Origin of the sequence: Pseudovibrio sp. Tun.PSC04-5.I4 (assembly GCF_900104145.1) — a bacterium.
Classification (GTDB): domain Bacteria; phylum Pseudomonadota; class Alphaproteobacteria; order Rhizobiales; family Stappiaceae; genus Pseudovibrio.
Genome location: NZ_FNLB01000006.1, coordinates 2,311,558 through 2,338,247 on the forward strand (window position 1 = coordinate 2,311,558; position 26,690 = coordinate 2,338,247).

The following is a 26,690-nucleotide window of genomic DNA, read 5'->3' on the forward strand; positions in this document are numbered from 1 at the left end:
CGCTGTAAAGCCCGCACCCTTTTATTCGGGTACGGGCTATTTGCAATCTACACTCTCACGTTTTGAGCATAAGAAACCCGGCTATGCCAGTTTTCCCGCTTATGCACATGTTGCACAAGCAAAAACTCAAGCTTCTGCTGTTAACGTATCCAAACGCTTTAAAAGAATTGCACGTGTTTCCTCGTCAACAAACGCAGCTTCGAGAGCCGTTCTGGTGATCATCTTTTGTGTATCACGGGTCCAACCGAAGACGCGAGACGTTTCCACATACTCTTGACCCAGAGTCGTGTGGAAGAATGGCGGGTCATCTGAGTTCAACGTTATGCGTACGCCGGCTTGACGCAGCAAGTTCACCGGATGGAAGCGCAGGTTGGAATAAACGCCGAGCGCTATGTTGGAATGCGGGCAGACTTCCAGAGTGATCTCTTCATCCACCAGACGCTGAACCAGTGCATTATCTTCAACTGCTCGTACACCATGACCGATGCGTGTGATCTTGAGGTAATCCAACGCTTCAATCACGCTCTCAGGACCGCCGAACTCGCCAGCATGTGCTGTGAGGCCAAGACCTGCTTCACCTGCCATGGCGAATGCTTTTTCGAAGTCCTTCGCACTGCCGACGCGCTCATCCCCTGCCAGACCAAAACCGGTCACCAGTGGATGCGGATTGTCGAGGACAGCTTTGATCGCACCTTCAACAGAGGCCGCGCCTTCATGTCGGACACCAAGCGGAACCAACCGGCCTTCAATGCCAGTGTCAGCTTTTGCACGTTCCAGACCTGCGACCAGACCTTCGAGATAGCCTTTGTAGGTCAGGCCCGCTTTGACAGCATGATCTGGCGAGATGAAAATCTCAGCGTAGATCACACCTTCAGCGGCGAGCATTTTGTAATAGGTCTCTGCAAGCTCCGCATAGTCACCCGGACGACGGAACAAAGACGCTGCTACATCATACTGGCTGATGAACGTTGTGAAGTCGTGCCAACTGTAATTGCCGTTGGTATCAAATAGATCACCGAGATCCACATCATACCGCCGTGCAAGTTTTCGGACCAGATCCGGAGGAGCGGCACCTTCAATGTGACAGTGCAGCTCGGCGCGTGGCACCACATTCTGCTTTGGTTTCATGTTCAAAATCCGTGCATTGGCTTGTCTTTAGCCCGAACAATCCAGTTGTCATCTGACCATTTTGCTGTTCCATCCACCATGTGAACAGCATAGGCGTGGCGGGATTTGTCTGAGCGGTTTGGAGCTGATTTATGCGGCACCAGTCCATGAAGCACGACGAGCGTCCCTTTTGGAGCTTTGAGTGGAGCCGCATCATCGGCTGTTTTTTCGAGTGGGGATTCGTCCAAAGTGTCCATCACAAGACCTTCGCCATTGTAATGGAAGCGTTTGCGCAGGGCACCCTTGTGGCCACCGGGAACGCCATAAAGGCCACCGTTGGTTTCATCAGCGTCTTCCAATGCGAACCAGAAGCCTGTGCAGGACAGCGGCGCAGTGTGGAGGAACGTGGAATCCTGATGGTTATTCACTTCGCCGCCGATGTGAGGCGGTTTAAAAATGTACATGGACTGCGCAAGAAGTGGGTCTGTCAGTCCGATATCTTTTGCTACCCGTTCCATTTTGGCGGACCGAGAGAATTTCTTAAACACAGGATCAAGATCGTGCAGTGCATGACCGACTTTGTTCAGTGCCTGATGTTTTTCTTTTTTGAGAGCGCCGTCGCTGCCAAATGCCTCGGCTTCGAAGAAGAAGCGAATTTTGTCACCGCTTTCACGGAAGTACGCATCTTTGGCATGGGTTTGCGCGTTGGTTTCAAACACTGACGCAACAGAGGACGGGTCAAACTCATCAATCAGATCATGCATCTGAGCTCGCAGCTCGTCACATTCTTCCGGAGTTGCAAATCCTTCGAGGATAAGGAAACCGTCTTCTTCAAACGCCTGTTTCATCTCTGACGTCAAGCTGCCGTCTGGCTGCGCTGTAAACTTACGTGCCTGCATTTTGGTTTCCCCTTTTTTTGTATCACGATGGATGCCACTCCCAGCATCCTCCAAATTTGCAAGTCATTCGCAAACTACAGATATATCGCGCTACACTAAACCGGGCAAACAAAGCTTGCCCGGCTTATTTTCACAATATCCAATCAGATCTACAGAAAACTTGTTCCGTGCTCACCAACAGGAATTGAAAGATACTTTGCAATGGTTTCGCCCATATCAGCGAAGGTAGATCTTCTACCAAGGTCCGACCCTGGCTGACCTTTCACAAGAGCAATGACAGGAACATGCTCACGCGTGTGATCGGTGCCTTTCCAGGTAGGATCGCACCCATGGTCAGCTGTCAGAATGAGCAGATCGCCGTCATCCATCTTTTCGATCATTTCCGGCAGACGCTTGTCAAAATGCTCAAGCGCTGCGGCATAACCTGGAACGTCACGGCGGTGACCGAAGAGCATATCGAAATCAACGAAGTTGGAGAACACGAGGTCTCCGTCCTTCGCCATGTCCATTGCTTCCAGTGTCCGATCAAACAACTGATCGTTGCCAGCCCCTTTGAGAACCTTAGTCACACCTTGAGCAGCGTAGATATCGGAGATTTTGCCAACGCCGATAACCTGACGACCAGCTGCTTCCATGCGATCCAGAACAGTTGGAGCCGGAGGAAGAACAGAGTAATCGCGGCGGTTTGAAGTCCGTTCAAAACCTGCTTCCGTGGACCCAAGAAACGGGCGCGCAATCACACGACCGATGTTGTACTCATCAACCAGCGTGCGGCACTTCACACAGAGGTCGAGAAGACGCTCAAGGCCAAAGGTTTCTTCGTGGGCTGCAATCTGCAAAACACTGTCAGCGGAGGTGTAGACGATTGGCTTGCCAGTTTTGACATGCTCATCGCCGAACTCTTCAATAACAACAGTACCGGAGCCGTGTGTCAGGCACAAAACGCCCGGCAGTTCGCCAACTTCGATGATTTTTTCGATCAGTTCAGCGGGGAAGCTTGGGTTGGTGTTTGGGAAGTAGCCCCAATCAAAAATGACTGGAACGCCTGCAATTTCCCAATGGCCGGATGGGGTATCTTTGCCGTTGGAGACTTCCTGTGCATAGCCCCAGTTTGCTTCTGGAGTGCCGCTGAAATCCAAGCCTTTAACAAGCTTGCCAGTGGATGCACGAGCGGCAGCACCCAGCCCAAGACGATCCATGTTTGGCAAAGACAAAAGACCCTTACGCAGTCCTTCTTTGTCGCCTTTACCTTCAGCACATGCATCGGCAATATGACCGAGGGTGTCGGACCCGACATCGCCAAACTTTTCAGCATCACCGGCCTCGCCGATTCCAAAGCTGTCGAGTACACACAAAATTGCGCGTGGCATTCGCGTTTCCTTAGTTTCAATGGACAGCTCTCATTCTTATTATTCTCTGATTTTCAGAGGAAGAGATGCTGTCCTAGCTGTTATAATTGATGCACAAAATTATGGCGCAACACGGTCACGGACAGTGGCAAACTCTTTAACATCGCCAGCAGAACCGAAGGAGTAGGCATCCCGCAGAACTTTTTCTGCACGCTCTACCTGATCTTCTGTGTGAGCATGGATGACTGCGATTGGAGTTTCGCCATCTACAGCTGTACCAACACCGGCAATGTCAGTCAGGCCAACAGCTGGATCGATTTCATCCGTTGCTGCACGACGACCACCGCCAAGTTCAACCACAGCCAAACCAACGGCACGCGCATCAACACCAATGATCAGTGAGGATTCCGGCGCATAAACCGCGCGCTGGATTGGTGCTTTTGCGAGGTATGCTTCTGAGCGTTCCATAAAGTCGTTCGGGCCGCCAAGTTCGCCAACCATTTTGCCGAAGAGTTCAGCTGCTTTACCGGAGGTGAAAGCTTCTTCCATCTTCCGCTTACCGTCATCAACAGATGCAGCCAGACCAGATGTTGCAAGACCTTCAGCGCCGATTGCCACAGTCACATCCCAAAGGCGGCTGTCTATGTGCGTTCCTTTCAGGAAGTCTACAGCGTTTTGAACTTCGATAGCGTTACCAGCTGCAGAGGCCAGAGACTCGTTCATGTCTGTGATTAAAGCGGTGGTTTTGAGACCAGCGCCGTTTGCAACAAGAACGAGGCTTTCCGCCAGAGCTTTCGCGTCTTCATAGTTTGCCATGAATGCGCCGGTGCCCCACTTAACGTCGAGAACCAAAGTTTCAAGACCAGCCGCCAGCTTCTTGGACAGGATGGAAGCGGTGATGAGATCAATACTCTCAACAGTCGCGGTCACATCACGGATACCGTAAAAGCGTTTGTCCGCGGGAGCGAGATCACCGGTCTGACCGATAATTGCGCAGCCGATTTCTTTCACGACTTTGCGGAACAGTTCGTTGGATGGCTTTGCAGAATAACCCGGGATGGTTTCCAGCTTATCCAGCGTCCCACCGGTGTGACCAAGGCCACGCCCGGAGATCATTGGAACGGCTGCGCCATTGGCTGCAAGAGCTGGAGCCAGCATCAGGGAAACGTTGTCACCAACGCCGCCTGTCGAGTGCTTATCCACGATTGGTGCTTCAATATCAGACCAATCGAGAACGTCGCCGCTGTCACGCATACCAAGGGTCAATGCAACGCGCTCGTCAACACTGAGACCTTTGAAGAACACAGCCATTGCCAAGGCAGCAACCTGCCCTTCAGTTACGCTGTTGTCTGTGATGCCTCTCACAAAAAACTGAATTTCTTCAGCTGTCAGGACTTCACCTTCACGTTTCTTACGAACGATTTCTTGAGGAAGCATATCAGTAGGTCTCTTTTGTAGTGTTATCGCGATCTTCGATGCCAGCAAGCACTGCGTCCAGCAGGCCACTTGCACCAAAACGGAATGTGGAAGCAGATACCCAGTTGTGACCCATCAGCTCATCAGCCAGCTTCAGGTAGGCAGCAGCTTCATCCAGGGTACGTACGCCACCAGCTGGTTTAAAGCCCACAACGCGGTGATCTTCCTTAGCGGTTTCACGCAGCACGTTGAGCATGATTTCCGCAGCTTCGAGCGTTGCGTTGACTTTTACCTTGCCGGTAGAGGTCTTGATGAAATCTGCACCCTGTGCAATCGCGATTTCTGACGCCAGATGGATCAGACGTGGATCCTGAAGTTCACCCGTTTCAAGGATAACCTTGAGCTGTGCAGGCGCTTCAACGGCCCGACGAACTTGCTTGATCTGGTCTTCTGCAAAGCCACGACGGCCTTCTGCAAATGCACGGTATGGCATGACGAGATCGATTTCGTCCGCACCGTCTGCAATCGCCTGTTTGGTTTCTTCAAGAACGGCTGCAGTGTCTTCACCGCCAGCTGGGAAGTTCACAACAGTCGCAATCCGAACAGGTGAATTCTTCAGCAGCTCTGCAGCCTGCTTCACAAAGCGAGGCCAGATGCATACAGCAGCGGTGTGACCGTATGGAGTTGTAGAGCGCTCAATGAGCCCTGCTACATCTTCCCAAGTGCAGTCGTCGTTAAGGTTGGTTAGATCGATGAGACCTAGTGCACGTTTTGCTGTTTCTTTCAAAGACGCTTCGGTCATTTTGCCAGTTTCCTTCAAGCCATATTTTTGAGGAAGGCACGCAAAATCTTTTTGATCTTGGCCGCTCCGAGCGGGGCCATTTCCTTAGTTTCATCATGAGAGAGGCCGTGGGCTTGGAGGCCTGCTCCCATATTGGTGATGGTGGAGATTGCTGCAACGCGCATACCCAGGAAGCGGGCGAGAATAACTTCCGGCACCGTGGACATGCCAACTGCATCTGCGCCGAGTGTCTGAGCAAGGCGGATTTCTGCCGGAGTCTCGAAAGACGGACCGGAGAACCACATGTAGACACCCTCATCGAGATCTTCACCGACCTCGGTCGCTGCTTTATTGAGCTGCGCACGAAGATCTGCGTCGTATGCAGAGGAGAGATCAAGGAAGCGACTTTCGTCTTCTTCACCGATGAGCGGGTTCATGCCGGACCAGTTGATATGGTCGTTGATCAGCATTGGAGAACCGGGCTGAGTGCTTTCGCGTAGAGAACCCGCAGCGTTGGTTGCGATAATAATTTCACAGCCAAGCTCTTTAAGAGTTTCAAGCGGCGTGCGCATGATGGACGGGTTGCCGCTCTCGTAATAGTGCGCGCGGCCGGACAGAATGACGACCGGAACACCTTCCAAAGTGCCAACAACCAACTCACTTGCGTGTGCCGTTACAGAAGACACAGGAAAGCCTGTGAGGCGGCAATATGGAACGCGGACAGCACCCTCAACTTCGGTTGCCAGAGAACCAAGACCGGAGCCCAGGATCATGCCAACTTTGTATTCACCAGAGCGGGCAGCGCGTACAATTTCCGCTGATTCCTTACCAAATCCGGTCATAATCAATCCTCAATCTGTTCGTTCAATAAAAAGCCAGCAGGCAGCAGTTCTTCCATGGTGAAGGTTCTACGCAGACCTTCAAGGTTAGCCACATGGATTTTGATCTGCTTGTTGCTTGCAAATTCAGAAAGTTTTTGGCGGCAACCACCGCAAGGTGTGCACAGTGCAGCGTTGGCCACGACTACAACTTCATCGATTTTGGTGGAGCCACCGCGGATCATTGCCGCGATTGCTCCGCCTTCAGCGCAGGTGCCTTCCGGGTAAGCGCCGTTTTCGACGTTACACCCGGAGACAACCTTGCCATCGGAGGTGAGCAGAGCCGCACCCACCTGGAAGTTGGAGTATGGCGCATAGGCGGTTTTTTGTGCTGCCTTTGCTTCTTCGAAAAGCTTATCGAATGCGCTCATTATTATTGTCCTTATGACCGCTCTTTAACGTATGGAACACCAGATGCTCTTGGTGGAATTGCACGGCCGATAAAGCCTGCAAGAAGAACCACTGTCAGCACGTATGGCAGTGCCTGGAAGACCTGAACCGGCACTTCGCCAATACCAGGAATTTCCTGACCCTGAAGACGAATTGCCAATGCATCAAGGAAACCGAAGAGGAGGCAGGTGAACATGGCATTCACTGGTTTCCACTTGGCGAAGATAAGAGCTGCCAGCGCAATAAAGCCCTTGCCTGCACTCATGTCCTTAATAAAGCCAGCGCCCTGTGCAATAGACAGGTAAGACCCAGCGAAGCCGCAAAGAATGCCACAAATGATTGTCGCTCGGTAACGTAGCAATGTTACTGACAGACCTGCAGTATCTGCTGCTGACGGATTTTCACCAACGGCCCGAAGACGCAGACCAAAGCGCGTGCGGAACACAATCCACCATACCAACGGTACGGCAGCAAAGGATGCGTACACGAGAATATTGTGGCCAGAGATCAGGTCGTAATAGATCGGGCCAAATACAGGCACGTCCTTCAGAGCTTCTGCGAACGGAAGTTCGATATTGCCGAAGCGCATCGTTTTACTCAACGCAGGTGTACGACCACCCTGTGAGAACCATGCCTGACCAAGCAAGACGGTCAAACCAGCTGCAAGGAAGTTGATGGCAACACCGGAAACCACCTGGTTACCGCGCTGGGTGATGGATGCATACCCATGTACCAATGCCAGTAGAACGGAGACACCAATACCAGCCAGCAGGCCAATCCATGGGCTTTGGAAGACGTAAGCTGCAGCCGCTGCCGCGAAGGCCGCACCGAGGATTTTACCTTCCAGACCGATATCTACGATACCGGACCGTTCTGAAAACAAACCTGCAAGGCAAGCAAACAGGAGCGGAGTTGACAGGCGGAATGTACTGTCGAGAAGTAGAATAATTGTGTCTAACATGTCCGTCTCCTTATGCTTCGGCAGTGTCAGAAGAGAAGCGCTCAAAGAACGCAATTACTGCTGGGCGGAACATATGCTCAAGAGCACCTGCGAACAGAATAACAAGGGCCTGAATGACCACGATCATGTCGCGGGAGATGGTTGGGACTTCAAAGGCAAGCTCAGCGCCGCCCTGATACAACAAACCAAAGAGCAGGGACGCAAGGATAATTCCGATTGGGTGTCCACGGCCCATAAGCGCAACCGCGATACCTACGAAGCCAGCACCACCTGCAAAATCGAGAAGCAGACGGGTCTGTTCACCCATGACAACATTCATGCCCATCAAACCAGCAAGAGCGCCTGAAATCAGCATAGTGACAACGGTGATACGCACCGGGGAGATACCAGCGTAAGCCGCTGCATCCGGATTTGCGCCAAAGCTGCGGATTTCGTAGCCGAGTTTGGTGTGCCAGATCAGCAGCCAAACAACCACACACACAGCAAGTGCCAGGAAGAATGCCAGGTTCACAGGAGACTGACCAAAGTCGAAACTCGTGAAGACGTTTCTGAGCAATGGAAGTTGACCACCAACCTCGAAGTTACGAGTGGATGGAGACATAGTGCCCTGAGGGATCAGGATGTTTGAGAGCAAGTACACCATCAAAGCGGATGCGATGAAGTTGAACATGATCGTCGTAATAACGATGTGAGAGCCGCGTTTAGCTTGCAGATATGCCGGAATGAATGCCCAAGCTGCACCGAAGAGCGCGCCGCCAGCAATCGCGACAGGGAATGTCACCCACCATGGCACGTAGCGATCCAGCGCCAGACATGCAATTGCGATACCCAGACCGCCCACATAGGCCTGACCTTCACCACCAATGTTGAAGAGGCCTGCGTGAAATGCAACGGCCACAGCAAGACCGGTAAAGATAAAGTTAGTTGCGTAATAGAGAGTGTAACCGATGCCCTCTCCGTAACCCAGCGCGCCCCAAACAAGCCACTTAACAGCTACAACTGGGTCCTCGCCAATAATGATAACAACCAGACCAGAAACGATAAACGCCGCAATCAGGTTGAGGATCGGTAACAGACCATAGTCAGCCCAACGCGGAAGTTGCCCCTTGCTCATCCCTGTGTCCCCCTAAATTTTAGTGCAAAGCAAATATTATTATTAAACAGAGAGGTCATGCCCATTCTGTTGCCTCTTGATTGACACCAGCCATGAGCAGGCCAAGATCCTGTTCAGTTGCTTCTGGCCCGCGCTCACCAACCACGCTGCCATCAAACATGACAATGATGCGGTCAGCGAGTGAGCGAATTTCATCAAGTTCTACGGATACAAGGAGGACAGCTTTGCCCTGGGACCGCATATCCATAATCCGGTTGTGAATGTACTCAATCGCACCGATATCCACGCCACGCGTTGGTTGACCGATCAGGAGAACATCCGGATCACATTCAATTTCGCGGGCCAGAACGATTTTCTGCTGGTTGCCACCAGAGAATTTCGCTGCTGTCATTTCGGTGAGTGGTGGGCGAATGTCATACTTCTCGATGCGCTCGCTTGCTTCCTTACGGATTGCGTCTTTATCGAGGAACATGCCCTTTGAGTATTTTGGTTCGCGGTGGTACCCGAGAATAGAGTTTTCGGCCTCTGAAAACTTATTGACCAGCCCCATGCGGTGGCGATCTTCCGGTACATGGCTCATGCCATAAGTCCGCATCTGCGCAGCATCGTGAACCTCAGAGAGGTCTAGTTTGTGGCCAGCAAGCTCCATCTTCCCGCTTTCAGCGCGGGTGATACCGGAGAGTGCTGCCATAAGCTCTGACTGACCATTGCCGGATACACCCGCAATGCCGAGAACTTCCCCTGCCCGCACTTCAAAGGAAACGTCTTTCACGCGAAGAACATGGCGTTCATCCCGGACGTTCAAACCTACAACTTTGAGCAGAGGTTTGCCCATTTCCACATCTGGCTTGTTCACATCAAGCAGAACGCTGCGACCAACCATAAGCTCTGCGAGCTCTTCCATGGACGTTTCAGCGGTTTTGCGAGACGCAACCATCGCGCCACGGCGCATGACAGACACGGTGTCTGTTACGTCCATGATTTCGCGTAGTTTGTGGGTGATCAGCAGCACGGTTTTGCCTTGATCACGTAGTACACGAAGGATGCGGAAGAGGTGATCAGCTTCAGAAGGCGTCAAAACCCCTGTTGGCTCATCAAGGATGAGAATATCTGCGCCACGGTACAGAGCCTTCAGGATCTCTACGCGCTGCTGCAGGCCAACTGGCAATTCACCCACGACTGCGTCCGGGTCAATTGTCATGTCGTATTCGTCTGCCAAACGCTTAAGTTCGCGACGTGCGTTCGCAACACCGTCTTTCAACAGTGCGCCGCCTTCAGCACCTAGAATGACGTTTTCGAGAACTGTGAATGGATCGACGAGCATAAAATGCTGGTGCACCATGCCGATGCCCTGCGAAATCGCACTCTTGGAATCAGGAATAGTGGTTGCCTTACCATCGATCTTAATTGTTCCGCTATCGGCATGGTAAAAGCCGTAGAGGATCGACATCAAGGTGGACTTACCCGCCCCATTCTCACCAATGATCCCGTGAATGGATCCTTTTCCTACAACAAGGTCAATATCCTTGTTTGCATGAACAGGACCGAAACTTTTGTTTACACCAATTAACTCGATGGCAGGTACATTGCTATCAGCCACTGTCGCCCGGCCTTTCTGGTCTATAAAATCAACAACTTGCGCATCGATCATGCTCCTGCTTTCGAAGTACACCGTTTTCAAAAGCGTCGCTCCACCCCCAGGAGAAGCAGTGAGCAGACCCCGATGTAATACTTGAGCCTTCTTGCAGCCATTGCTCCCAAAGGCTGTTCGAACCAACTCAGATCACAGGGGCGCAAGTCCCTCACAAAATTCCTCAAAGTCCAAGACTTCAAAGAGATGACAATTCAGATGAATTGCCCTAACGAAAGTGCCCACACAAATCAGTGCGGGCACTCCCCATTAGATTAGAACGGGCAAGTAGAATCCACCATATAATCGTGAACTTCAATTTTGCCTGAAATGATGTCCATTTTAGCCTGCTCAACTGCCGCTTTCATTTCCTCAGAGATCAGCGGTTTGTTGTATTCGTCATATGCCCAGGAAACGCCATTCTGAGCCAAACCCAGCACTTCAACGCCAGAAGTCCATTTGCCTTCTTTTGCATCTGTCAGGGTTCTATCAACCGCGACGTCGACAGCCTTAATCATGGAGGTCAAAACGGAGCCTGGGTGCAGGTTGTTCTGGTTGGAATCGACACCAATGCTCAATTTGCCTTCATCTGCAGCTGCTTGCAGAACACCGGTGCCGGTCAGACCGGCAGCATGGAACACCACATCAACACCGCGAGCGAACTGGGAACGTGCAAGTTCACCGCCCTTAAGTGGGTCAGTCCATGCGGCGCCGGTTGTGCCGGTCATGTTTTCAATGATTGTAACATCTGGGTTCGCGTATTTTGCGCCCTGCTTGTAGCCACAAGAGAACTTGCGGATCAGCGGGATGTCCATACCACCAACGAAGCCAACAGTATCGGTCTCAGAAGACATTGCAGCGAGAATACCAACGAGGAAAGAACCTTCACCTTCTTTGAAGATGATTGAACGTACGTTTGGCAGATCTACAACGGAGTCTACGATAGCGAAGTGAGTGTCAGGGAATTCCTTAGCAACTTTTTCAAGAGCAGCAGCCTGTGCGAAACCGATCGTGATGATTGGGTCCAGACCACGGCGTGCAAAGTTACGCAGAGCCTGCTCGCGCTGAGATGGGTTTTGAATTTCGAAATCGCGAAATTTGATGCCGGTACGCTCTTCGAACTGCAAGGCGCCTTTATATGCCGCTTCGTTGAAAGAACGGTCGTTCCGGCCACCGAAGTCGTAAACTACAGCAGGTTTGAAAGTTTCAGCCAAAGCGCCAGTAGACATCACTGCTGCCAAAGCAACTGCACCGAGTATTGTTTTAGTTTTCACGGTTTCTTCCTTATTGTAGCCTTCCCGTAGAGTGGGAAGGGCTCTCCCTTCGAAAATGAGCGACACTCTTAAGAGTTTTTTTCGAGCTCATTTTCTTGTAGCAGGTCGGCCAATTCTCTGGCCAAAACCTCATCGATAATCAGATCCTTGATAACGCCGGTCGCAAGCGCCGCTAATGTGGCTGTGGCTTTTCTGTAGCCGCCAACAATCGCGATAACATGCGCGCCTCGAACATCATCAAAGTGCAATCCAACTGCTTTTTCGTTTAGAGAACAGTCAACTTCTTTCCCATCCATATCGACAAACCGGCCCATCACGTCAGAGCAAGCGCCGCTTTCCAGCAGTTCTTGGCGCTCTTTTGGTGTGACCAATTTGCGTTGAACCAAGTGGCCTTCTTTTTCTACAGACCCAATACCGATTATAAACAGCTCAGCCGCTTTCGCGCGGGCCAGTAATTCCTGCACAGCGCCCTGAGACACGAATGTATCGCGTTCTTCTTTGGTTTCAGCGATGTAAGGTACAGGAAGGTAGAAACCTTCGCCCCCTGTTTTAGCGCAGAGTTGCTGCACAACATCGTAGGGGTTTGCAGAGAGCCGGCGCGTTAAAGACCCGGATACAGACAGGAGTTCCAACTCTGGCAGGTTAACACGTGGCATTGATTCAATAGTGGACTGAAGAGTGCGCCCCATGCCAACGCCAATGCGCTTAGGAGGTTTTGTCGTAAAAATACTATGAAGATACTGGCCGGCAAAAGAAGAGACTGCGGTGAATGAATCGGTTTCATCTCCGCTGCCAAGATCTGGCGCGATGAAGCAATTATCGAGCTTCATACGCTCGCACAACATCTGCTCAAGCTCCATACATTCGGATGGGCGAGCTTCGATGTGAAATTTGATCAAGCCTTCTTTCTGAGCATGTGCTATGAGGCGATGAACTTTTGCAGGAGAAACCCCAAGGCGACCAGCAATCTCTCCTTGAGTGCTTCGGCCAATGAAAGACATCCAAGCGGCTCTAATGGCCAAAGATGTGGTCCATTCGTCTGCCTTCATGGTCTCGCCTCTTATATTCCGCTATGGTTTTCTGGAGGTTTTTTCCAGAGCCCATACCCCAAATTTCTTTCTGAAATGCCCAATCTCAAAGCGACTAAACACTCCCCCAATCTCAAATGGAATATTTCTTCAGCGACTGAGAAATATTTCATAAGCACATTTGCATTAGGAGAAACGGAAGGTCAAGGGAATAAATTTGATGATTTGCAGAATTTTTTAGTTGCCTACATAAGCCTCTGTTTTTGGCGAGCAAATAAACCCAACTAGTTCCAGTTCGGTTACTTGCGGAAACTACTTAGTCTACGACTCAGCTCCGAGATGCAAATTGCGAAGCTAAAATAAACAAATCGATCAAATCTATGTAATATTTGATCAACTCTCAATATTCTAAAATAAACAATATATTTTCAATGCATTAAATGATCAGGCAAGTGTCACGGTAAATTCTTCAAGTTGCATTTACTGATAAATCAAACAATTGATTTCACATAGATCAGCTTAATACGGCTCTATATATATCAATGCTATCAGATAGTCTTCCACATGCATAGATGGCTTGAGGAATACTATGGCTGTAACATAATTCCGTTAGCTGAGTGCCGTTTACAGCAAAAATAAAAAACTATGGTGGGGAGGTCGTGACCGGGACACCCTGAACCTTGCTATAAAGGAGGCTGAAAATGCAGCCCATGTGCACTAAAAACCTTCCCATGATTGCGGCGGCGGTTTTGCTAGGCGGTTCCTTGCTTTCCTCCCCTGCTCTGGCGAGATCCGACAATCGCGCATCTTTGAACTTCGACATGACGAATGAAGTAGACTTGGAACTTGTTCTTGCAGTCGATATTTCTCAAAGCATGGATCCCGAAGAACAAAGAGTTCAAAGGGAAGGGTATGTTGCGGCGCTCACATCTCAAGACGTTCTGGATGCTATCAGGTATGGGCCTATTGGTCGCATAGCTGTGGCTTATATGGAATGGGGCGGAAAAGACGAACACTTTGTTGTTGCAGACTGGACGATCATCTCAGACGAAAAATCTGCCGGTAAATTTGCAGGGAAAATTGCGGAGGCGCCCCTTCGCCGCGTACAACGCACGTCAATCTCCTCTGCTTTGACACAGGCTGTCAACCTTGTGATGGCCAATGAATTTAACGGTATGCGCCGTGTTATCGACATATCCGGCGATGGGCCGAACAATCAGGGCGACGCCGTGACCGAGGCAAGAGATGCGGCCATTGCACAGGGCGTCACTGTCAACGGCCTGCCCTTGATGTTGAAGGAAGAGACCATCTCGTGGCAATCTATGCTCCACCTCGATCACTACTACGAGGATTGTGTGATCGGCGGGCCGGGTGCTTTCTCAATTCCTGTGCGTTCAAAAAAAGGGTTCAGCGACGCCATTCGCATGAAGCTGGTTCTGGAAATCGCCGGATTGGTTGATGATCAACCGAAAATCATCCGTGCCAGCAGCCAGCGCGATACCGTCAAGTGTTCCCTTTTTGACTGATGGGACAGAAGGGCATCCAAAATCTGTGCATGACGTGCTGCCGTTTGTCGCCACTTAAATAATAGGCACAAACGGCGCAAGTTGATGCTTTCAAAGCCTGTCAAGACGCGCTAAAGGATAAGTAATCTCAAGATCCTAAGCGATGTATTGACGGAGCTACAATGATTGAGCGCAGAACTCTCGCCCTTATTGCCCACGACGCTAAAAAAGACGAAATGGTCGCGTTTGCCAAACAGCATGAAAGCAAATTTGGCGACTATAAGCTTTATGCGACGGGCACAACCGGTGCTCTCATTCAGGACGCCTGCCCCTCGCTTGATGTGCAGCGCATGAAAAGCGGTCCTCTGGGCGGGGATCAGCAGATCGGTGCGTTGATTGCTGAACGTGCGTTGAACGGTTTGTTCTTCTTTGTCGATCCGCTTTCCCCAATGCCGCATGATGTTGATGTGAAGGCCCTTATGCGCCTCGCGTTGGTCTATGACATTCCAATGGCTTTGAACCGCACAACCGCAGATATCGTTTTGCGTTCAGCACGCCTTGCAGGTTTGTCGACCTCTTCGCAAACTCCAGAAATTTCCACTCAATAATATAGTTCGTAAAGATCAATGCTGCACACCGCTCCGCTCACACGCACCCTGCCCTACCCTGTTCTTGTCGCTGACATCGGCGGTACAAATGCTCGCTTTGCGCTGATTGAAGGCCCAAACAGCGCGACGATCCTTTGCGGACAGGAAAGCACCAATGCCCACGCCACTATTCAGGATGCCATTCGCGCGGCAGTTCTGGATGCTGGCCATGCAGCTCCTCGTTCAGCCGTTTTGGCTGTTGCAGCTCCTGTTTCCGGCGACAAAATTGCATTGACCAATGCAAGTTGGGTGATTGAGCCGCCCGCATTGATTGCAGAGCTCGGCTTAGAGCAGGTCGTTATTCTGAATGACTTTGAAGCACAGGGTCTGGCGCTTCCATCTCTGACATCAATGGATCTTGATCAAATTGGTGGCGGAGAGGCAAAGTCCAATACCACCAAGTTTGTGGTTGGTCCGGGCACAGGACTTGGCGCTGGCGCTTTGATCCGGTCTTGCGGCAAGTGGATCCCTGTACCGGGTGAAGGTGGGCATGTTGAACTCGGTCCATTGAGCCCTGAGGAATACCGCATCTGGCCGTTTATAGAACGGATTGGTGGACGGATTGGTGCAGAGCAAATTTTATGTGGCGCTGGTCTGGTGAGGATGGCAAAAGCCGTTTTGCAGGCAGACCGCGTAGACCGAACCTTTGAGAAACCTTCGGATGTGCCTATGGCTGCTGAGGACGGAGATGAAGTCGCACAGAAAGTGATGCGCTTGTTCTGTTCCGCGCTGGGTCGTGTCGCGGGTGATTTTGCACTTACAAACCTTGCTGTTGGCGGTGTCTATCTTGCTGGCGGCATTGCTCCGAAGATCTCCCGTTGGTTGCACGAAGGCGAGTTTCGCGCTGCATTTGAGGCTAAAGCCCCGCATGAGACGATTATGCGCTCGATCCCGACATACATCATCACACACAGCAGCCCTGCCCTTGAGGGCCTTGCCGCTTACACGCGCGCACCTGAGGATTACCTTGTTGAGTTGACAGGCCGCAGCTGGCATCGAGAAAGTGTTAAAAGCTCTGCCTGATCGCGAGAGCCAAACAGATGCATTGCACTTGATCTGGGGACTGGGTACAAAGTTAGTCTTTTAAAGCAGCCTGTTTTGGCAACTTGTTATGCGGAGCCTATGACCTCTTCCCCGCTTCCTATTGATGCAATCCTGCCCGAGCTTCTTGAGGCTTTGGAACACTCCGTCAATGCAGTTCTGATCGCTGAACCGGGAGCTGGTAAGACAACGCGGGTTCCGCTTGCTTTGCTGGATGCACCATGGCGCGGCGATGGGAAGATCATCGTGCTGGAACCTCGCAGATTGGCGGCTCGTGCGGCAGCACGGAGGATGGCACAAACTCTGGGCGAATCCGTTGGCGAGACGGTTGGTTACCGCGTGCGTATGGACAGCAAAATTTCCAAAAAAACACGCATTGAAGTGATCACCGAGGGTGTATTCACCCGGATGATACTGGATGACCCAGAACTTTCTGGCATCAGTGCGGTTCTGTTTGACGAGTACCACGAGCGCTCCATGGATGGCGATCTTGGGTTGGCGCTGGCGCTGGATGTGCAAGAAGCTTTGCGTGATGATTTGCGCATTGTCCCAATGTCCGCAACGCTGGATGCAGCCGAGGTTTCTCAGTTACTCGGGGACGCCCCAATCCTGAAGAGCGAAGGTCGGCAATATCCAGTTGAGACACGTTATTTGGGACGTGATCCTCGTGGCCGACTGGAAGATCAGGTAGCACGGGCTATTCGCTCTGCGCTTGCTGAGGACACAGGTTCTGTTCTGGTGTTTTTGCCGGGGCAAGGCGAGATTAAACGCACTCAGTCCCTACTGGAAGGACGTGTGCCCGCAGATACGGATATTGCACCGCTGTATGGCGCGTTGGATAGCAGAGCGCAGGACCTTGCGGTTCGCCCTGCTATTCCCGGTCGTCGCAAAGTGGTGTTAACGACGGCAATTGCACAGACGTCGTTGACCATTGAAGGCGTGCGCATTGTTATCGACTCCGGCCTGTCCCGTGTCCCACGTTATGACCCGCAAACCGGACTGACACGACTTGAGACGGTGAAGGTTTCCCGAGCAACTGCCGAACAGCGTAGAGGCCGTGCTGGCCGTGTGGAACCGGGCACTTGCTACCGGCTTTGGGAAGAGGCGCAGACAAAGGCTCTGCCCGTTGCTGAAAAGCCTGAGATTTTGGAAAGTGACCTTTCCAGTTTGGTTCTGAATGTGGCCAACTGGGGTGTTACCGACCCCACTCACCTGAAGTTCATGACACCGCCGCCAACAGCTGCATGGTCCGAAGCACGAGACCTGCTGCAAGAGCTGGATGCTTTGGATGTTGACGGGGCGCTGACCAAAGCAGGACGTGACCTTGCCGAGTTGCCGTTGCATCCGCGTCTTGGGCATATGCTTGTGCAAGCTGCGCAAGAAGGCCAAGCAGAATTGGCGTCACTCATCGCTGTGATTATCGGAGAGCATGGGCTTGGAGGCCGTTCAACTGATTTACGCGATCGCTTGCGCCGGCTGATGCAGGACCAGACCCCGCGTGGGAAAGAAGCCCGGGTTCAGGCGAAACGATGGGTTAAACTGGCAGGCGGGCGCTCTTCCCAACGTGCTAACTTTGAAGATGCGGGCGATATCCTGAGCCTTGCTTATCCAGACAGAGTTGCACAACAGCGCGGCGCACGAGGCAGCTTCCGTCTTGCAAATGGTCGTGGGGCACAGATGGAAGAGACCGAAAGCCTATACGCTGAAAAATTCCTCAGCATCGCGGAAGTGACTGGCACAGCAGCCCGCGCTCGTATTTTGTTGGCAGCCCCGCTTTCTTTGCACGAACTTGAGACGCGGCATGGCACGCATATCGGCTCGAAAGAGCATGTGCAACTCACACCAGAAGGTGCGATTAAAGCGGTTCGCCAACGCGTATTTGGCAAGCTGGTTCTGGATGAGAAGAAGATCTCTAACCCAGATCCTGAAGCAATCACTGACGCGCTCATGGATTTGGTTTCTCGTAAAGGGTCTGCGCGTTTGCCGTGGAGTAAAGACCAGCTCCGGTATCGTGGCCGCGTCACTTATCTGTGCGAGACTATCGGCGAGAACTGGCCGGATCTCAGTGACAAAGCGCTTGATACCGACTTTTCGTGGCTGCGCCCATTCCTAGCTGGCAAAACAGCCGTCTCACAGATAGATGCGGGTACACTTGGTGATGCGCTCTCAACTCTTGTGCCATGGGAATTGAGCAGTGAGCTCGATAAGCTCACACCATCCCACTTTGTGGTTCCCACAGGGTCACGTATTGCGATTGAGTATGGTGGAGACCAAGGGCCTATGCTCTCGGTTCGTGTGCAGGAACTGTTCGGTTTGGCTGAGCACCCTAGTATCTGCGGCGGAAGGATTCAGTTGGTTTTGCAACTGCTTTCTCCTGCACAACGACCCATTCAGATCACAAAGGATTTACCGGGGTTCTGGAAAGGATCATGGGCAGACGTCAAGGCCGATATGAAAGGCCAGTATCCCAGACATCCATGGCCGGATAATCCGTTGGAGGCGCAAGCTACGCGGCGTGTGAAGCCACGGAAATAGGTTGCACGCATTTTCTCAGCGTCACGCATAAAAAAAGCCGAGGAGCTTAATTGCTCCCCGGCCTCTCAAAATTCAATTCCGAAAAGCTTATTCGCTTTCGTTCGCTGGGGTTGCCTGAAGCAAACCATAGCGCTCGACGCCAATTTTTTCCAAAAGTTCCAGTTGGGTTTCGAGGAAGTCAATGTGACCTTCTTCGTCTGCCATCAGATCTTCGAAAAGCTTCATGGTGACGTAATCACCTTCGTCGCGGCATACTTCACGCGCTTCTTTGTAGAGAGCACGCGCGGAGTATTCGCCAGCCAGATCACACTCAAGGCATTCCTTGAGGTCCTGCCCGATGCGAAGTGGATCCAGTGTCTGAAGGTTTGGGTGACCTTCCAGGAAAATGATACGCTCGATGAGTTTATCGGCGTGCTGCATTTCCTCAATGGATTCTTCACGTTCTTTTTTTGCAAGCTTGGTAAAGCCCCAATCTTCAAGAAGACGGAAGTGCAACCAATATTGGCTGACTGCAGTCAACTCGTGGCGTAGCGCCTTATTGAGATATTCCAGTACCTTTGGTTCGCCCTTCATGTCACCTACTCCTTGGCAATCAGTGGTCTAGAAGTTTTTAGAATAATTCCAAGTTACTGTCCAGAGTCATCTTTAACTTGTCCAGCCTCAGCATATACAACTTCGATGATGCTTTTAAAGCAACCACCACATTTTGGCCTATAGCCCAGATGACGAAAGACAGCCCCCGGAGTGGGAACCCCCCCTTCAGGATTGTCGCAAAGCTCACGGGCAGCTTGTTTTATTTGTTTGTCAGTGATGACGTTGCAATGGCAAATGATCATTGATGGCTGCTTTCAGGCTCCCAATTTGGCTTGCAAAGCTCTATATAATCTGTAGTTCTTTAAAACTAGAGCATAAAAGTAGAGTTTCATAAGTTCCTATCACGAGCAAAACCCCAATGAACACCAACCAAACGACGACGGATTATCGCAAAACAATCGTTTTGACAGGCGCGAGCCGTGGAATCGGACACGCGACTGTAAAAAAATTCTCGTCAGCAGGATATCGGGTCATTACCTGCTCCAGACAACCCTTCTCAGACAAATGTCCATGGCCGTCCGGCCCTGAAGACCACATTGAAGTGGATCTTGGAGATGAAGTGAATCTCGAAAAAGCCGTTCTTCAAATCAAAGAACGGCTCAAAGAAAACGGCTCCCAGTTACACGCGCTTGTCAACAACGCAGGCATCAGCCCCAAGAATGAGAATGGCCAACGCCCGGATTCTCTAAGCACGCCTATGCAAACATGGCGGGATGTGTTTCAGGTAAATTTCTTTGCACCAATTATGCTCGCTCGTGGATTGTTTGAAGAACTAAAAAGAGCGAGAGGCTCGGTGGTCAACGTGACTTCCATTGCCGGTGGCCGCGTTCACCCCTTTGCAGGCACAGCTTACGCAACCTCTAAAGCAGCTCTTGCCTCTCTGACACGAGAAATGGCGGCTGATTTTGGCCCGCATGGTGTGCGCGTGAACGCGATAGCACCGGGCGAGATTGATACGTCAATCCTGTCTCCGGGTACGGATAAGATCGTTGAGACCATTCCGATGCGCCGCCTTGGTACAACAACTGAGGTTGCCGACACCATCTACTTCCTGTGCTCTGCACCGTCCTCTTATGTGACTGGCGCAGAAATCCACATCAACGGTGGTCAACACGTTTAAGCAAACTGCTCAGGATAGATATGAAGGCGCGCAGGGTTCTGTGCGCTTTTTTATTGCACTTACAGTCCTTGAACAGATGAGAAACGGCAATATTGCCTAATATTTTTTGATTAGTAATATTTTAGAGAAACCCTGATTTAATAGTGTTGGTTTTATTTATTTAAGCATTGCACATGATCGGGGGATCCTATGCCAGCTATCAATCTTAAAAGAGCGCCTTTTGTTCTTTATGGCATGGTTTTTGTCATCGTTCTGCTGGGTATTTTCCAGCAAGTGTTTGTTGACACTGTTGGCATCGAAACGCCGTTGAAAGACCTACGCCACATCTCGTTGGATGACGAACTCAACCTCGGTGCATGGTTCTCTTCCATGGTGATGCTGTGCATTGCCGGCTTGGCAGCCCTCATCGGTATACTTGAGAGGCATTCCTCCAAGCCTCAGAACTGGCCTTACTGGATGGGGTTGGCCTTCGGGTTTTTGTACATGTCGGTTGATGAGAACATCGGCATCCACGAAGTGACAATTGACCCGCTGCGCACTGCGTTTGATCTGAGTGGGGCGCTTTACTTTGCCTGGGTTATTCCCGGCGCCGTGTTGGTTGCTACGCTAGGTCTTGTGTATCTGCGGTTTCTGGCGCGTGTTCCGCGGAAGTTTGCGATTCTGTTTGTTATCTCCGGCAGCATTTATCTGGGCGGGGCCATCGGGTTTGAAATGCTGGGGGCTGGGTTTGCAGGGAGCGAGGGCTATGACGCGCTCGGCTATAAAATCTTCTACATTCTGGAAGAAACGTTTGAGCTGGTTGGCCTAACAACCTTCCTCTCTGCTCTGCTCACCTACTTTGGTGAGATCCACAGCTATGCAGCGCTCACCTTCAAAAAAGAGATGCGGGCTGGCTATGTCAACTCTGAGAAGTGAGGAGAAGGGACACAGCCCCTTCCCTCTGATTTTTCATCTTACACAGATGCTGCAACTGCACGCTTTGCCATGACAGTCACCAGATTGGCGCGGTACGCCGCTGAGCCGTGAAGATCTGACAGCATGTTGTCTGCTGAGGGTGCAATGCCTGCCACCGCATCAGCTGCCCAATTGCCATCCAGCGCCTTTTCCATATCTGGCATACGGAAGACACCTTCCTGACCAGCACCGGAAACAGCGACACGAGCACCTGCGCTTGTTTTGGCAACAAACACACCAGCCATCGCATAGCGAGATGCCGGGTTCGGGAACTTGGCGTAGGCCGTGTTGGATGCCAGCGGAAACACAACCGCAGTCACGATTTCATCGTCATCCAGCGCTGTCTCAAACATGCCGGTGAAGAAATCTTCCGCAGAGAATTCGCGCTTGTTGGTTTCAACAGTTGCGCCGAGTGCCAGCAGAGCAGCCGGGTAGTCCGCTGCCGGGTCATTGTTGGCGATTGAACCACCAAGCGTACCCATATGGCGAACGTGCGGATCACCAATGGTGCTGGCAAGATCAGCCAGCCCCGGAAGAGCCGCTTTGATATCGCTATTACCAGCAACATCTGCATGACAGGTGGCAGCACCAATGCGGATGGACCCATCAGCCTGTTTAACGATGCCGCTCATTTCATCAATATGACGCAGGTCGATCAGGTCACTTGGCGAGGCAAGACGTTGCTTCATGGTTGGGATCAAAGTCTGACCACCAGAAAGCAGCTTGCCGTCCTCTGCGTTTTTGAGCATTGCCGCGGCATCTGACACTGTTGATGCGCGATGGTATTTTGTTTCGTACATTTATAGCCTCCCATCCCTCTTAAGGGCCTTTGGCAGAGTTACTATGAGCTTATTCAAAAATTTGAGCTTTCGGAAATGGAATAGCTTCCAGATCAGAAAAGAAAATTTTGCGGTTCTGCTCCCCGTCGATCAGCTGGCCAAGCCGAGCAGCCCTTTCATATAGGGCTGCCGCTTTGCTCTGGTCTCCGGCAAGTAACGTGGCGCGTGCCAACAATTCATGAGCATAGGCGTGGTCATATTCCGCCATGTCCTCCTTGTTGGTCTCGGTCAGCTCCATTGTCTTTTCGGCATATCGCATGGCTGCTTCGCCATTGCCTTGAAGAACATGGATGCGGCCGACGAGCCACAACCCGCGTTGATGATTTTTCTTGGTTCCGGCCTGAAGCCAGTGCCAAAGGCTGGCATGGGCAACATGGAGCAGTTCGTCATTGTCCTCGTGCGTGCGGTCCTGCTTTTCGAGCAGAGACCAGGCACGCTGATTGAGTTCAATGGCGATAGATCTGTGATCCAGTGCCTGTGTGTTGCCAGCCTCGTTCACTGTTCTACTCCGCTGCTTCTTTCATGCTTTTGTCCTGAATGAGCTGCCAGACGCGGTTTGGCGAGGCAGGCATGGACATATCGCGAATGCCAAGAGCATCCGTGACAGCATTGATGACAGCAGGTGGAGATCCGATTGCACCAGCCTCGCCACAACCTTTCATGCCCAGCGGATTACCGGGACATTCAGTGACTGAGGTTTCCAGCTTGAAGGATGGAACATCATCCGCACGCGGCATGGTGTAATCCATGTAGGACGCTGTGAGGAGCTGACCGTCCTCATCATACTGCGTGTTTTCCAACATGGCCTGACCGATGCCCTGCACAAGGCCGCCGTGAACCTGACCTTCCACGATCATCGGATTGATGATGGTGCCAAAGTCATCCGCTGCGACGAAGTTCACAATGGAAACAACGCCTGTGTCTGGATCCACTTCCACTTCGCAGATGTAACAGCCAGCTGGGAAGGTGAAGTTGGTTGGATCGTAGAACGCGCCTTCTTTCAAGCCAGGCTCCATACCTTCAGGTAGGTTGTGGCCAGTGTAGGCGGAGAGAGCAACTTCGGCGAAGGCGAGTTTTTTATCGGTCCCAGCGACTTTTAGCTCGCCATTCTCGATCTCGATATCACCTTCAGAGGCTTCCATAAGGTGGGCGGCGATCTTCTTCGCTTTGGCTTCAACTTTGTCGAGTGCCTTTGCGATTGCGGACATGCCAACAGCGCCAGAGCGGGAGCCATATGTGCCCATGCCCATCTGCACCTTGTCAGTATCACCATGCACGATGGAGATACTGTCGATTGGCAATCCAAGACGGTCGGACACCAGCTGCGCAAATGTCGTCTCATGGCCCTGACCATGGCTGTGAGATCCGGTTAGCACTTCAATGGTGCCAACTGCATTCACACGAACCTCAGCGGATTCCCAAAGACCAACGCCAGCTCCAAGAGAACCAACGGCTTTAGACGGTGCGATACCACATGCCTCAATATAGCAGGACATACCAATGCCGCGCAGCATACCTTTTGCCTCTGACTGAGCCCGACGCTTTGCAAAGCCATCGTAGTCAATGGCTTTCATCGCCAAGTCCAGCGATGCATCGAAATCGCCCGTATCATACGCCATGATCACAGGCGTCTGGTGTGGGAACTGACGGATGAAGTTTTTGCGGCGGAAATCTGCTGGTGACATACCAACTTCTTTCGCTGCCGTCTCCATCATGCGTTCCACAAGATAGCAGGCTTCCGGGCGTCCTGCACCACGGTACGCATCAACTGGTGTGGTGTTGGTGTAGACAGCCTTCACGTTCGCATGGATGCAAGGAATGTCGTACTGACCAGAGAGCAGCGTCGCGGACAGGTAAGTTGGCACCGAAGAGGAGAATAGGGACATATACGCCCCGAGGTTTGCCACTGTTTTCACGCGGAACCCGAGGATTTTGTTGTTCTCATCCAGTGCCAACTCGGCTTGTGAGTGGTGATCACGGCCATGCGCATCTGTCAGGAAGGCTTCAGTCCGATCAGACGTCCATTTGACCGGACGGCCGACACGTTTGGATGCCCACAGACAAGCAATCTCTTCAGGGTAGATGAAGATTTTGGAGCCAAAGCCGCCACCGACATCCGGTGCAATCACGCGCAGCTTGTTCTCAGGTGCTACATTGTAGAAGGCTGAGAGAACCAAGCGTGCAACATGCGGGTTCTGGGATGTGGTGTAGAGCGTATAATGCTCTTCCGATGGTTCAAAGTGCGCAAGCGCGGCACGGGGTTCCATTGGGTTTGGTACAAGTCGGTTGTTGTCGATATCCATCTTGGTGATGTGGGCAGCTTTTGCAAAGGCTGCATCAACAGCAGCTTCCTCGCCGATTTCCCAATCATAGATCAGGTTGCCAGCCGCTTCTGGATGGAGCTGCGGCGCTCCGTCTTTCAGTGCATCAAGGCTATCAACAACCGTTGGCAGCTCTTCATAGTCAACCACAACAGCTTCTGCTGCATCGCGTGCTTGCTGCTGGGTGTCAGCAACGACAACCGCGATGGCCTGACCAACGTACCGAACGATCTCTGATTCCAACGCACGGTACGCGCCCATGTTCATTGGGGAGCCGTCTTTGGAGTGGACCATCCAACCACAGATGATGTTGCCAATGCCGTCGGCGACTAACTGATGTCCGTTCAGAACGGCATCAACGCCCGGCATTTTCATCGCGTCATCCGTCTTGATGGACTTGATGCGTGCGTGGGCGTGCGTAGAGCGCACAAAGGCCGCGTATCCCATGCGAGGCATGGTTATATCGTCAGTGTAGCGGCCATTCCCTGTAATAAAGCGTTTGTCTTCTTTGCGCAGCACTCGTGCGCCGATTCCTTCTGCTGTCATTGCCATTCCCTCCCGGAAGGTTCACTTCAGCAACTGCTCTCCCTTTCCGGCTCTTTCTCTTAAATCTGCATTGCAGACCCGGGGCCGGTTTGAGTTTGATAATCAGTCGGTTCTTCGATTATTCAGCGGCTTCCAGAACTTCCGCCATTTCATCGGCAGCAGCTTTGATGGCTTTGACGATGTTATGGTAACCGGTGCAGCGACAGATGTTGCCTTCCAGCTCGTGGCGAATAGTTTTTTCATCCAGATCTGTGCCAAGGCGATCAATCATATCAATGGCTGACATGATCATGCCCGGAGTACAGAACCCGCATTGAAGACCGTGGTTTTCCTTGAATGCTTTCTGCATGATGTGCAGCTGACCATCTTGGGCAACACCTTCGATGGTCATGACAGCGGAGCCGGAAGCCTGCACAGCCAATGTGCTGCAAGACTTAATGGCTTTACCATCCATATGCACAAGACAGGCACCACACTGGGATGTGTCACATCCTATATGGGTTCCTGTCAGGCCTCTATTTTCGCGCAGAAATGTAGATAGCAGGGTGCGGTCTTCAACCTCACCAGAGATCTGCTTGCCATTCACCGTCATTGAGACAGTCGTCATGGTTTTCCTCCCTCAAAAAAGCCCGCCTTTTTGCGTCCGCGGACTATTAAGCCGATTGTTCTGTTCAGATCTCCCATCCAAGCAGAACAATCAGTTATAAATTTGGCACAAGGCCATACTATTCGGCGGGGCCTTTTGATCTAATGTGATCAACTCCCAAATGCAGGTGCTATTGGAAGTGGCCGCCAAATTCCGTTAAATCTTAAAACAACCAATAGAGCGCGATAAGCACGATCAGAGATAAACCACCCCAACCCATAGGGCCGCCTAAGAACCCTTTACCTGCCGCAACTTCAACCTTCTCTTCGGCGTCTTTTACCGCGTCGCCCAAGGCATGTTCAGCATCTACAATCGCTTCTGCTGAGCCTTCAATGGCGTGTTCATTGGCGATAGACTTCGCTTTCTCGATTAAGCCCGGATCAAGCTCAATGCTTTCCAGAGCTTCATCTGCGCCCGTTAATACGGGAGAACCGCCAAGCTCGGTGTTCAGGTTGGAGAAGAATTCACCAGCCAATTTTTTGGCCGTTGAATCAATCAATCGGTTTCCAAGTTGAGCGAGTTTGCCGCCGACCTTTGCATTAACCTGATAGTTCAGAAGAGTGCCATCCCCACTCTCTGACAGGGTCACATCTGCCGAGCCCTTCGCAAATCCTGCAACACCACCTTTGCCTTCTCCAGAAATCTTGTAGGAGTTTGGCGGGTTCAGGTCAGAGAGTGTTACCTCGCCTTTGAACTTGGCTTTCACCGGCCCGACCTTAGCAGTGACCGTCGCGGTCATTTCTGTGTCGGATATTTTTTCAAGACTATCGCAACCGGGAATACATTTTTTCAGCAGCTCCGGATCGTTGAGCGCTTCCCAAACTTTTTCCCGACTCGCCGATATCAGTTGTTCACCAGACATTTCCATGGATAGGCCCCCTCATCTTTTTCAGTGCTTCCTTTAGGTAGGCTCCACGCCTTTAGGTCACTTTTGCATTCCTCTGCATGTAGAGTGGACTTAAACTGATGGAAAAGACAAGTACCTCTCGCGTTAAAATTGTCCTGCATGCTCAAAACTTCTTTCCAAGAGGCAAACACGTTTTAAATGACTTTAACAAAGCCGCTTCTGCACCTCTTTAGAAACTCGCTTTGCGGTAAAGTGCTTGTTTTGTGCG

At 51.6% G+C, this 26,690-nt stretch carries 24 protein-coding genes; 6 read left to right on the forward strand and 18 right to left on the reverse strand.

Annotation, left to right across the window (positions count from 1 at the left end; genetic code table 11):
* Window positions 1–126: 126 nt before the first annotated feature.
* From BLS62_RS15880 to BLS62_RS15935, 12 genes are all read right to left on the reverse strand, one after another.
* Window positions 127–1,128, reverse strand: a complete 1,002-nt coding sequence (locus BLS62_RS15880) for an adenosine deaminase (protein ID WP_093182594.1) — start codon at window positions 1,126–1,128, stop codon at window positions 127–129.
* A gap of 2 nt (window positions 1,129–1,130) precedes the next feature.
* Window positions 1,131–2,006, reverse strand: coding sequence for a phytanoyl-CoA dioxygenase family protein (locus tag BLS62_RS15885; RefSeq protein WP_093189025.1), 876 nt, complete (start codon window positions 2,004–2,006; stop codon window positions 1,131–1,133).
* A 149-nt stretch (window positions 2,007–2,155) separates the two neighbouring features.
* Window positions 2,156–3,376, reverse strand: coding sequence for a phosphopentomutase (locus BLS62_RS15890; protein ID WP_093182596.1), 1,221 nt, complete (start codon window positions 3,374–3,376; stop codon window positions 2,156–2,158).
* Between the two features lie 99 nt (window positions 3,377–3,475).
* Window positions 3,476–4,792 (reverse strand): thymidine phosphorylase, encoded by a 1,317-nt coding sequence (deoA, locus tag BLS62_RS15895; protein WP_093182598.1) that lies wholly within the window; start codon window positions 4,790–4,792, stop codon window positions 3,476–3,478.
* A gap of 1 nt (window position 4,793) precedes the next feature.
* Window positions 4,794–5,573: a deoxyribose-phosphate aldolase gene (gene deoC / locus BLS62_RS15900; RefSeq protein ID WP_093189028.1), complete on the reverse strand. Its 780-nt coding sequence runs from the start codon at window positions 5,571–5,573 to the stop codon at window positions 4,794–4,796.
* 14 nt (window positions 5,574–5,587) lie between these two features.
* Entirely contained in the window at window positions 5,588–6,394 is an 807-nt protein-coding gene (locus BLS62_RS15905) for a purine-nucleoside phosphorylase (protein ID WP_093182600.1), read from the reverse strand.
* 2 nt (window positions 6,395–6,396) lie between these two features.
* Window positions 6,397–6,801, reverse strand: coding sequence for a cytidine deaminase (gene cdd, locus BLS62_RS15910; RefSeq protein ID WP_093182602.1), 405 nt, complete (start codon window positions 6,799–6,801; stop codon window positions 6,397–6,399).
* 11 nt (window positions 6,802–6,812) lie between these two features.
* Complete coding sequence (locus BLS62_RS15915) at window positions 6,813–7,781, reverse strand: ABC transporter permease (protein ID WP_093182604.1); 969 nt, start codon at window positions 7,779–7,781, stop codon at window positions 6,813–6,815.
* Window positions 7,782–7,791: 10 nt separating this feature from the next.
* Entirely contained in the window at window positions 7,792–8,895 is a 1,104-nt protein-coding gene (locus BLS62_RS15920) for an ABC transporter permease (protein ID WP_093182606.1), read from the reverse strand.
* A gap of 55 nt (window positions 8,896–8,950) precedes the next feature.
* Window positions 8,951–10,546 (reverse strand): ABC transporter ATP-binding protein, encoded by a 1,596-nt coding sequence (locus tag BLS62_RS15925; protein WP_208990896.1) that lies wholly within the window; start codon window positions 10,544–10,546, stop codon window positions 8,951–8,953.
* A 254-nt stretch (window positions 10,547–10,800) separates the two neighbouring features.
* On the reverse strand, window positions 10,801–11,799 hold the full coding sequence (locus BLS62_RS15930; protein WP_093189034.1) for a BMP family lipoprotein: 999 nt from the start codon (window positions 11,797–11,799) through the stop codon (window positions 10,801–10,803).
* A gap of 68 nt (window positions 11,800–11,867) precedes the next feature.
* Window positions 11,868–12,848: a sugar-binding transcriptional regulator gene (locus BLS62_RS15935; protein ID WP_200798527.1), complete on the reverse strand. Its 981-nt coding sequence runs from the start codon at window positions 12,846–12,848 to the stop codon at window positions 11,868–11,870.
* Between the two features lie 680 nt (window positions 12,849–13,528).
* Between BLS62_RS15935 and BLS62_RS15940 the strand changes: the two genes are divergently transcribed.
* From BLS62_RS15940 to hrpB, 4 genes are all read left to right on the forward strand, one after another.
* Window positions 13,529–14,353, forward strand: a complete 825-nt coding sequence (locus BLS62_RS15940) for a DUF1194 domain-containing protein (protein ID WP_208990897.1) — start codon at window positions 13,529–13,531, stop codon at window positions 14,351–14,353.
* A 161-nt stretch (window positions 14,354–14,514) separates the two neighbouring features.
* Complete coding sequence (locus tag BLS62_RS15945; RefSeq protein WP_093182610.1) at window positions 14,515–14,940, forward strand: methylglyoxal synthase; 426 nt, start codon at window positions 14,515–14,517, stop codon at window positions 14,938–14,940.
* A gap of 18 nt (window positions 14,941–14,958) precedes the next feature.
* Window positions 14,959–16,002, forward strand: a complete 1,044-nt coding sequence (gene glk / locus BLS62_RS15950) for a glucokinase (protein ID WP_093182612.1) — start codon at window positions 14,959–14,961, stop codon at window positions 16,000–16,002.
* 99 nt (window positions 16,003–16,101) lie between these two features.
* The gene (gene hrpB, locus BLS62_RS15955; RefSeq protein ID WP_093182614.1) at window positions 16,102–18,555 is read left to right on the forward strand and encodes an ATP-dependent helicase HrpB; all 2,454 of its coding nucleotides are present in this window, start codon (window positions 16,102–16,104) and stop codon (window positions 18,553–18,555) included.
* An 87-nt stretch (window positions 18,556–18,642) separates the two neighbouring features.
* Here hrpB and bfr read toward each other — a convergent pair whose 3' ends face one another.
* Complete coding sequence (gene bfr / locus BLS62_RS15960; protein WP_093182616.1) at window positions 18,643–19,128, reverse strand: bacterioferritin; 486 nt, start codon at window positions 19,126–19,128, stop codon at window positions 18,643–18,645.
* A gap of 379 nt (window positions 19,129–19,507) precedes the next feature.
* On the opposite strand from bfr, the gene BLS62_RS15970 reads away from it, so the two are divergent.
* Window positions 19,508–20,269, forward strand: coding sequence for an SDR family NAD(P)-dependent oxidoreductase (locus tag BLS62_RS15970; protein WP_093182620.1), 762 nt, complete (start codon window positions 19,508–19,510; stop codon window positions 20,267–20,269).
* Between the two features lie 189 nt (window positions 20,270–20,458).
* On the forward strand, window positions 20,459–21,184 hold the full coding sequence (locus BLS62_RS15975; protein WP_093182622.1) for a hypothetical protein: 726 nt from the start codon (window positions 20,459–20,461) through the stop codon (window positions 21,182–21,184).
* 38 nt (window positions 21,185–21,222) lie between these two features.
* On the opposite strand, the gene BLS62_RS15980 is transcribed toward BLS62_RS15975, so the two are convergent.
* The 5 genes from BLS62_RS15980 to BLS62_RS16000 all read right to left on the reverse strand — a co-directional run bounded on the left by BLS62_RS15980 (window position 21,223) and on the right by BLS62_RS16000 (window position 26,443).
* Entirely contained in the window at window positions 21,223–22,023 is an 801-nt protein-coding gene (locus BLS62_RS15980) for an FAD binding domain-containing protein (RefSeq protein ID WP_093182624.1), read from the reverse strand.
* A gap of 49 nt (window positions 22,024–22,072) precedes the next feature.
* Window positions 22,073–22,561 (reverse strand): hypothetical protein, encoded by a 489-nt coding sequence (locus tag BLS62_RS15985; RefSeq protein ID WP_093182626.1) that lies wholly within the window; start codon window positions 22,559–22,561, stop codon window positions 22,073–22,075.
* Window positions 22,562–22,565: 4 nt separating this feature from the next.
* On the reverse strand, window positions 22,566–24,929 hold the full coding sequence (locus tag BLS62_RS15990) for a xanthine dehydrogenase family protein molybdopterin-binding subunit (protein ID WP_093182628.1): 2,364 nt from the start codon (window positions 24,927–24,929) through the stop codon (window positions 22,566–22,568).
* Window positions 24,930–25,047: 118 nt separating this feature from the next.
* The gene (locus BLS62_RS15995; protein WP_093182630.1) at window positions 25,048–25,536 is read right to left on the reverse strand and encodes a (2Fe-2S)-binding protein; all 489 of its coding nucleotides are present in this window, start codon (window positions 25,534–25,536) and stop codon (window positions 25,048–25,050) included.
* Between the two features lie 202 nt (window positions 25,537–25,738).
* Entirely contained in the window at window positions 25,739–26,443 is a 705-nt protein-coding gene (locus BLS62_RS16000; protein ID WP_093182632.1) for an SRPBCC family protein, read from the reverse strand.
* Window positions 26,444–26,690: the final 247 nt, after the last annotated feature.

Coding starts and splice junctions, on each gene's coding strand:
- BLS62_RS15940 (WP_208990897.1), top strand. CDS start 13,529: ATGCAGCCCATGTGCACTAAAAACCTTCCCATGATTGCGGCGGCGGTT.
- BLS62_RS15935 (WP_200798527.1), bottom strand. CDS start 12,848: ATGAAGGCAGACGAATGGACCACATCTTTGGCCATTAGAGCCGCTTGG.
- BLS62_RS15885 (WP_093189025.1), bottom strand. CDS start 2,006: ATGCAGGCACGTAAGTTTACAGCGCAGCCAGACGGCAGCTTGACGTCA.
- BLS62_RS15915 (WP_093182604.1), bottom strand. CDS start 7,781: ATGTTAGACACAATTATTCTACTTCTCGACAGTACATTCCGCCTGTCA.
- glk (WP_093182612.1), top strand. CDS start 14,959: ATGCTGCACACCGCTCCGCTCACACGCACCCTGCCCTACCCTGTTCTT.
- deoA (WP_093182598.1), bottom strand. CDS start 4,792: ATGCTTCCTCAAGAAATCGTTCGTAAGAAACGTGAAGGTGAAGTCCTG.
- BLS62_RS15945 (WP_093182610.1), top strand. CDS start 14,515: ATGATTGAGCGCAGAACTCTCGCCCTTATTGCCCACGACGCTAAAAAA.
- BLS62_RS15880 (WP_093182594.1), bottom strand. CDS start 1,128: ATGAAACCAAAGCAGAATGTGGTGCCACGCGCCGAGCTGCACTGTCAC.
- BLS62_RS15975 (WP_093182622.1), top strand. CDS start 20,459: ATGCCAGCTATCAATCTTAAAAGAGCGCCTTTTGTTCTTTATGGCATG.
- cdd (WP_093182602.1), bottom strand. CDS start 6,801: ATGAGCGCATTCGATAAGCTTTTCGAAGAAGCAAAGGCAGCACAAAAA.
- BLS62_RS15970 (WP_093182620.1), top strand. CDS start 19,508: ATGAACACCAACCAAACGACGACGGATTATCGCAAAACAATCGTTTTG.
- hrpB (WP_093182614.1), top strand. CDS start 16,102: ATGACCTCTTCCCCGCTTCCTATTGATGCAATCCTGCCCGAGCTTCTT.
- BLS62_RS15995 (WP_093182630.1), bottom strand. CDS start 25,536: ATGACGACTGTCTCAATGACGGTGAATGGCAAGCAGATCTCTGGTGAG.
- BLS62_RS15905 (WP_093182600.1), bottom strand. CDS start 6,394: ATGACCGGATTTGGTAAGGAATCAGCGGAAATTGTACGCGCTGCCCGC.
- BLS62_RS15925 (WP_208990896.1), bottom strand. CDS start 10,546: ATGATCGATGCGCAAGTTGTTGATTTTATAGACCAGAAAGGCCGGGCG.
- bfr (WP_093182616.1), bottom strand. CDS start 19,128: ATGAAGGGCGAACCAAAGGTACTGGAATATCTCAATAAGGCGCTACGC.
- BLS62_RS15990 (WP_093182628.1), bottom strand. CDS start 24,929: ATGACAGCAGAAGGAATCGGCGCACGAGTGCTGCGCAAAGAAGACAAA.
- BLS62_RS16000 (WP_093182632.1), bottom strand. CDS start 26,443: ATGGAAATGTCTGGTGAACAACTGATATCGGCGAGTCGGGAAAAAGTT.
- BLS62_RS15980 (WP_093182624.1), bottom strand. CDS start 22,023: ATGTACGAAACAAAATACCATCGCGCATCAACAGTGTCAGATGCCGCG.
- BLS62_RS15890 (WP_093182596.1), bottom strand. CDS start 3,376: ATGCCACGCGCAATTTTGTGTGTACTCGACAGCTTTGGAATCGGCGAG.
- BLS62_RS15920 (WP_093182606.1), bottom strand. CDS start 8,895: ATGAGCAAGGGGCAACTTCCGCGTTGGGCTGACTATGGTCTGTTACCG.
- deoC (WP_093189028.1), bottom strand. CDS start 5,573: ATGACCGAAGCGTCTTTGAAAGAAACAGCAAAACGTGCACTAGGTCTC.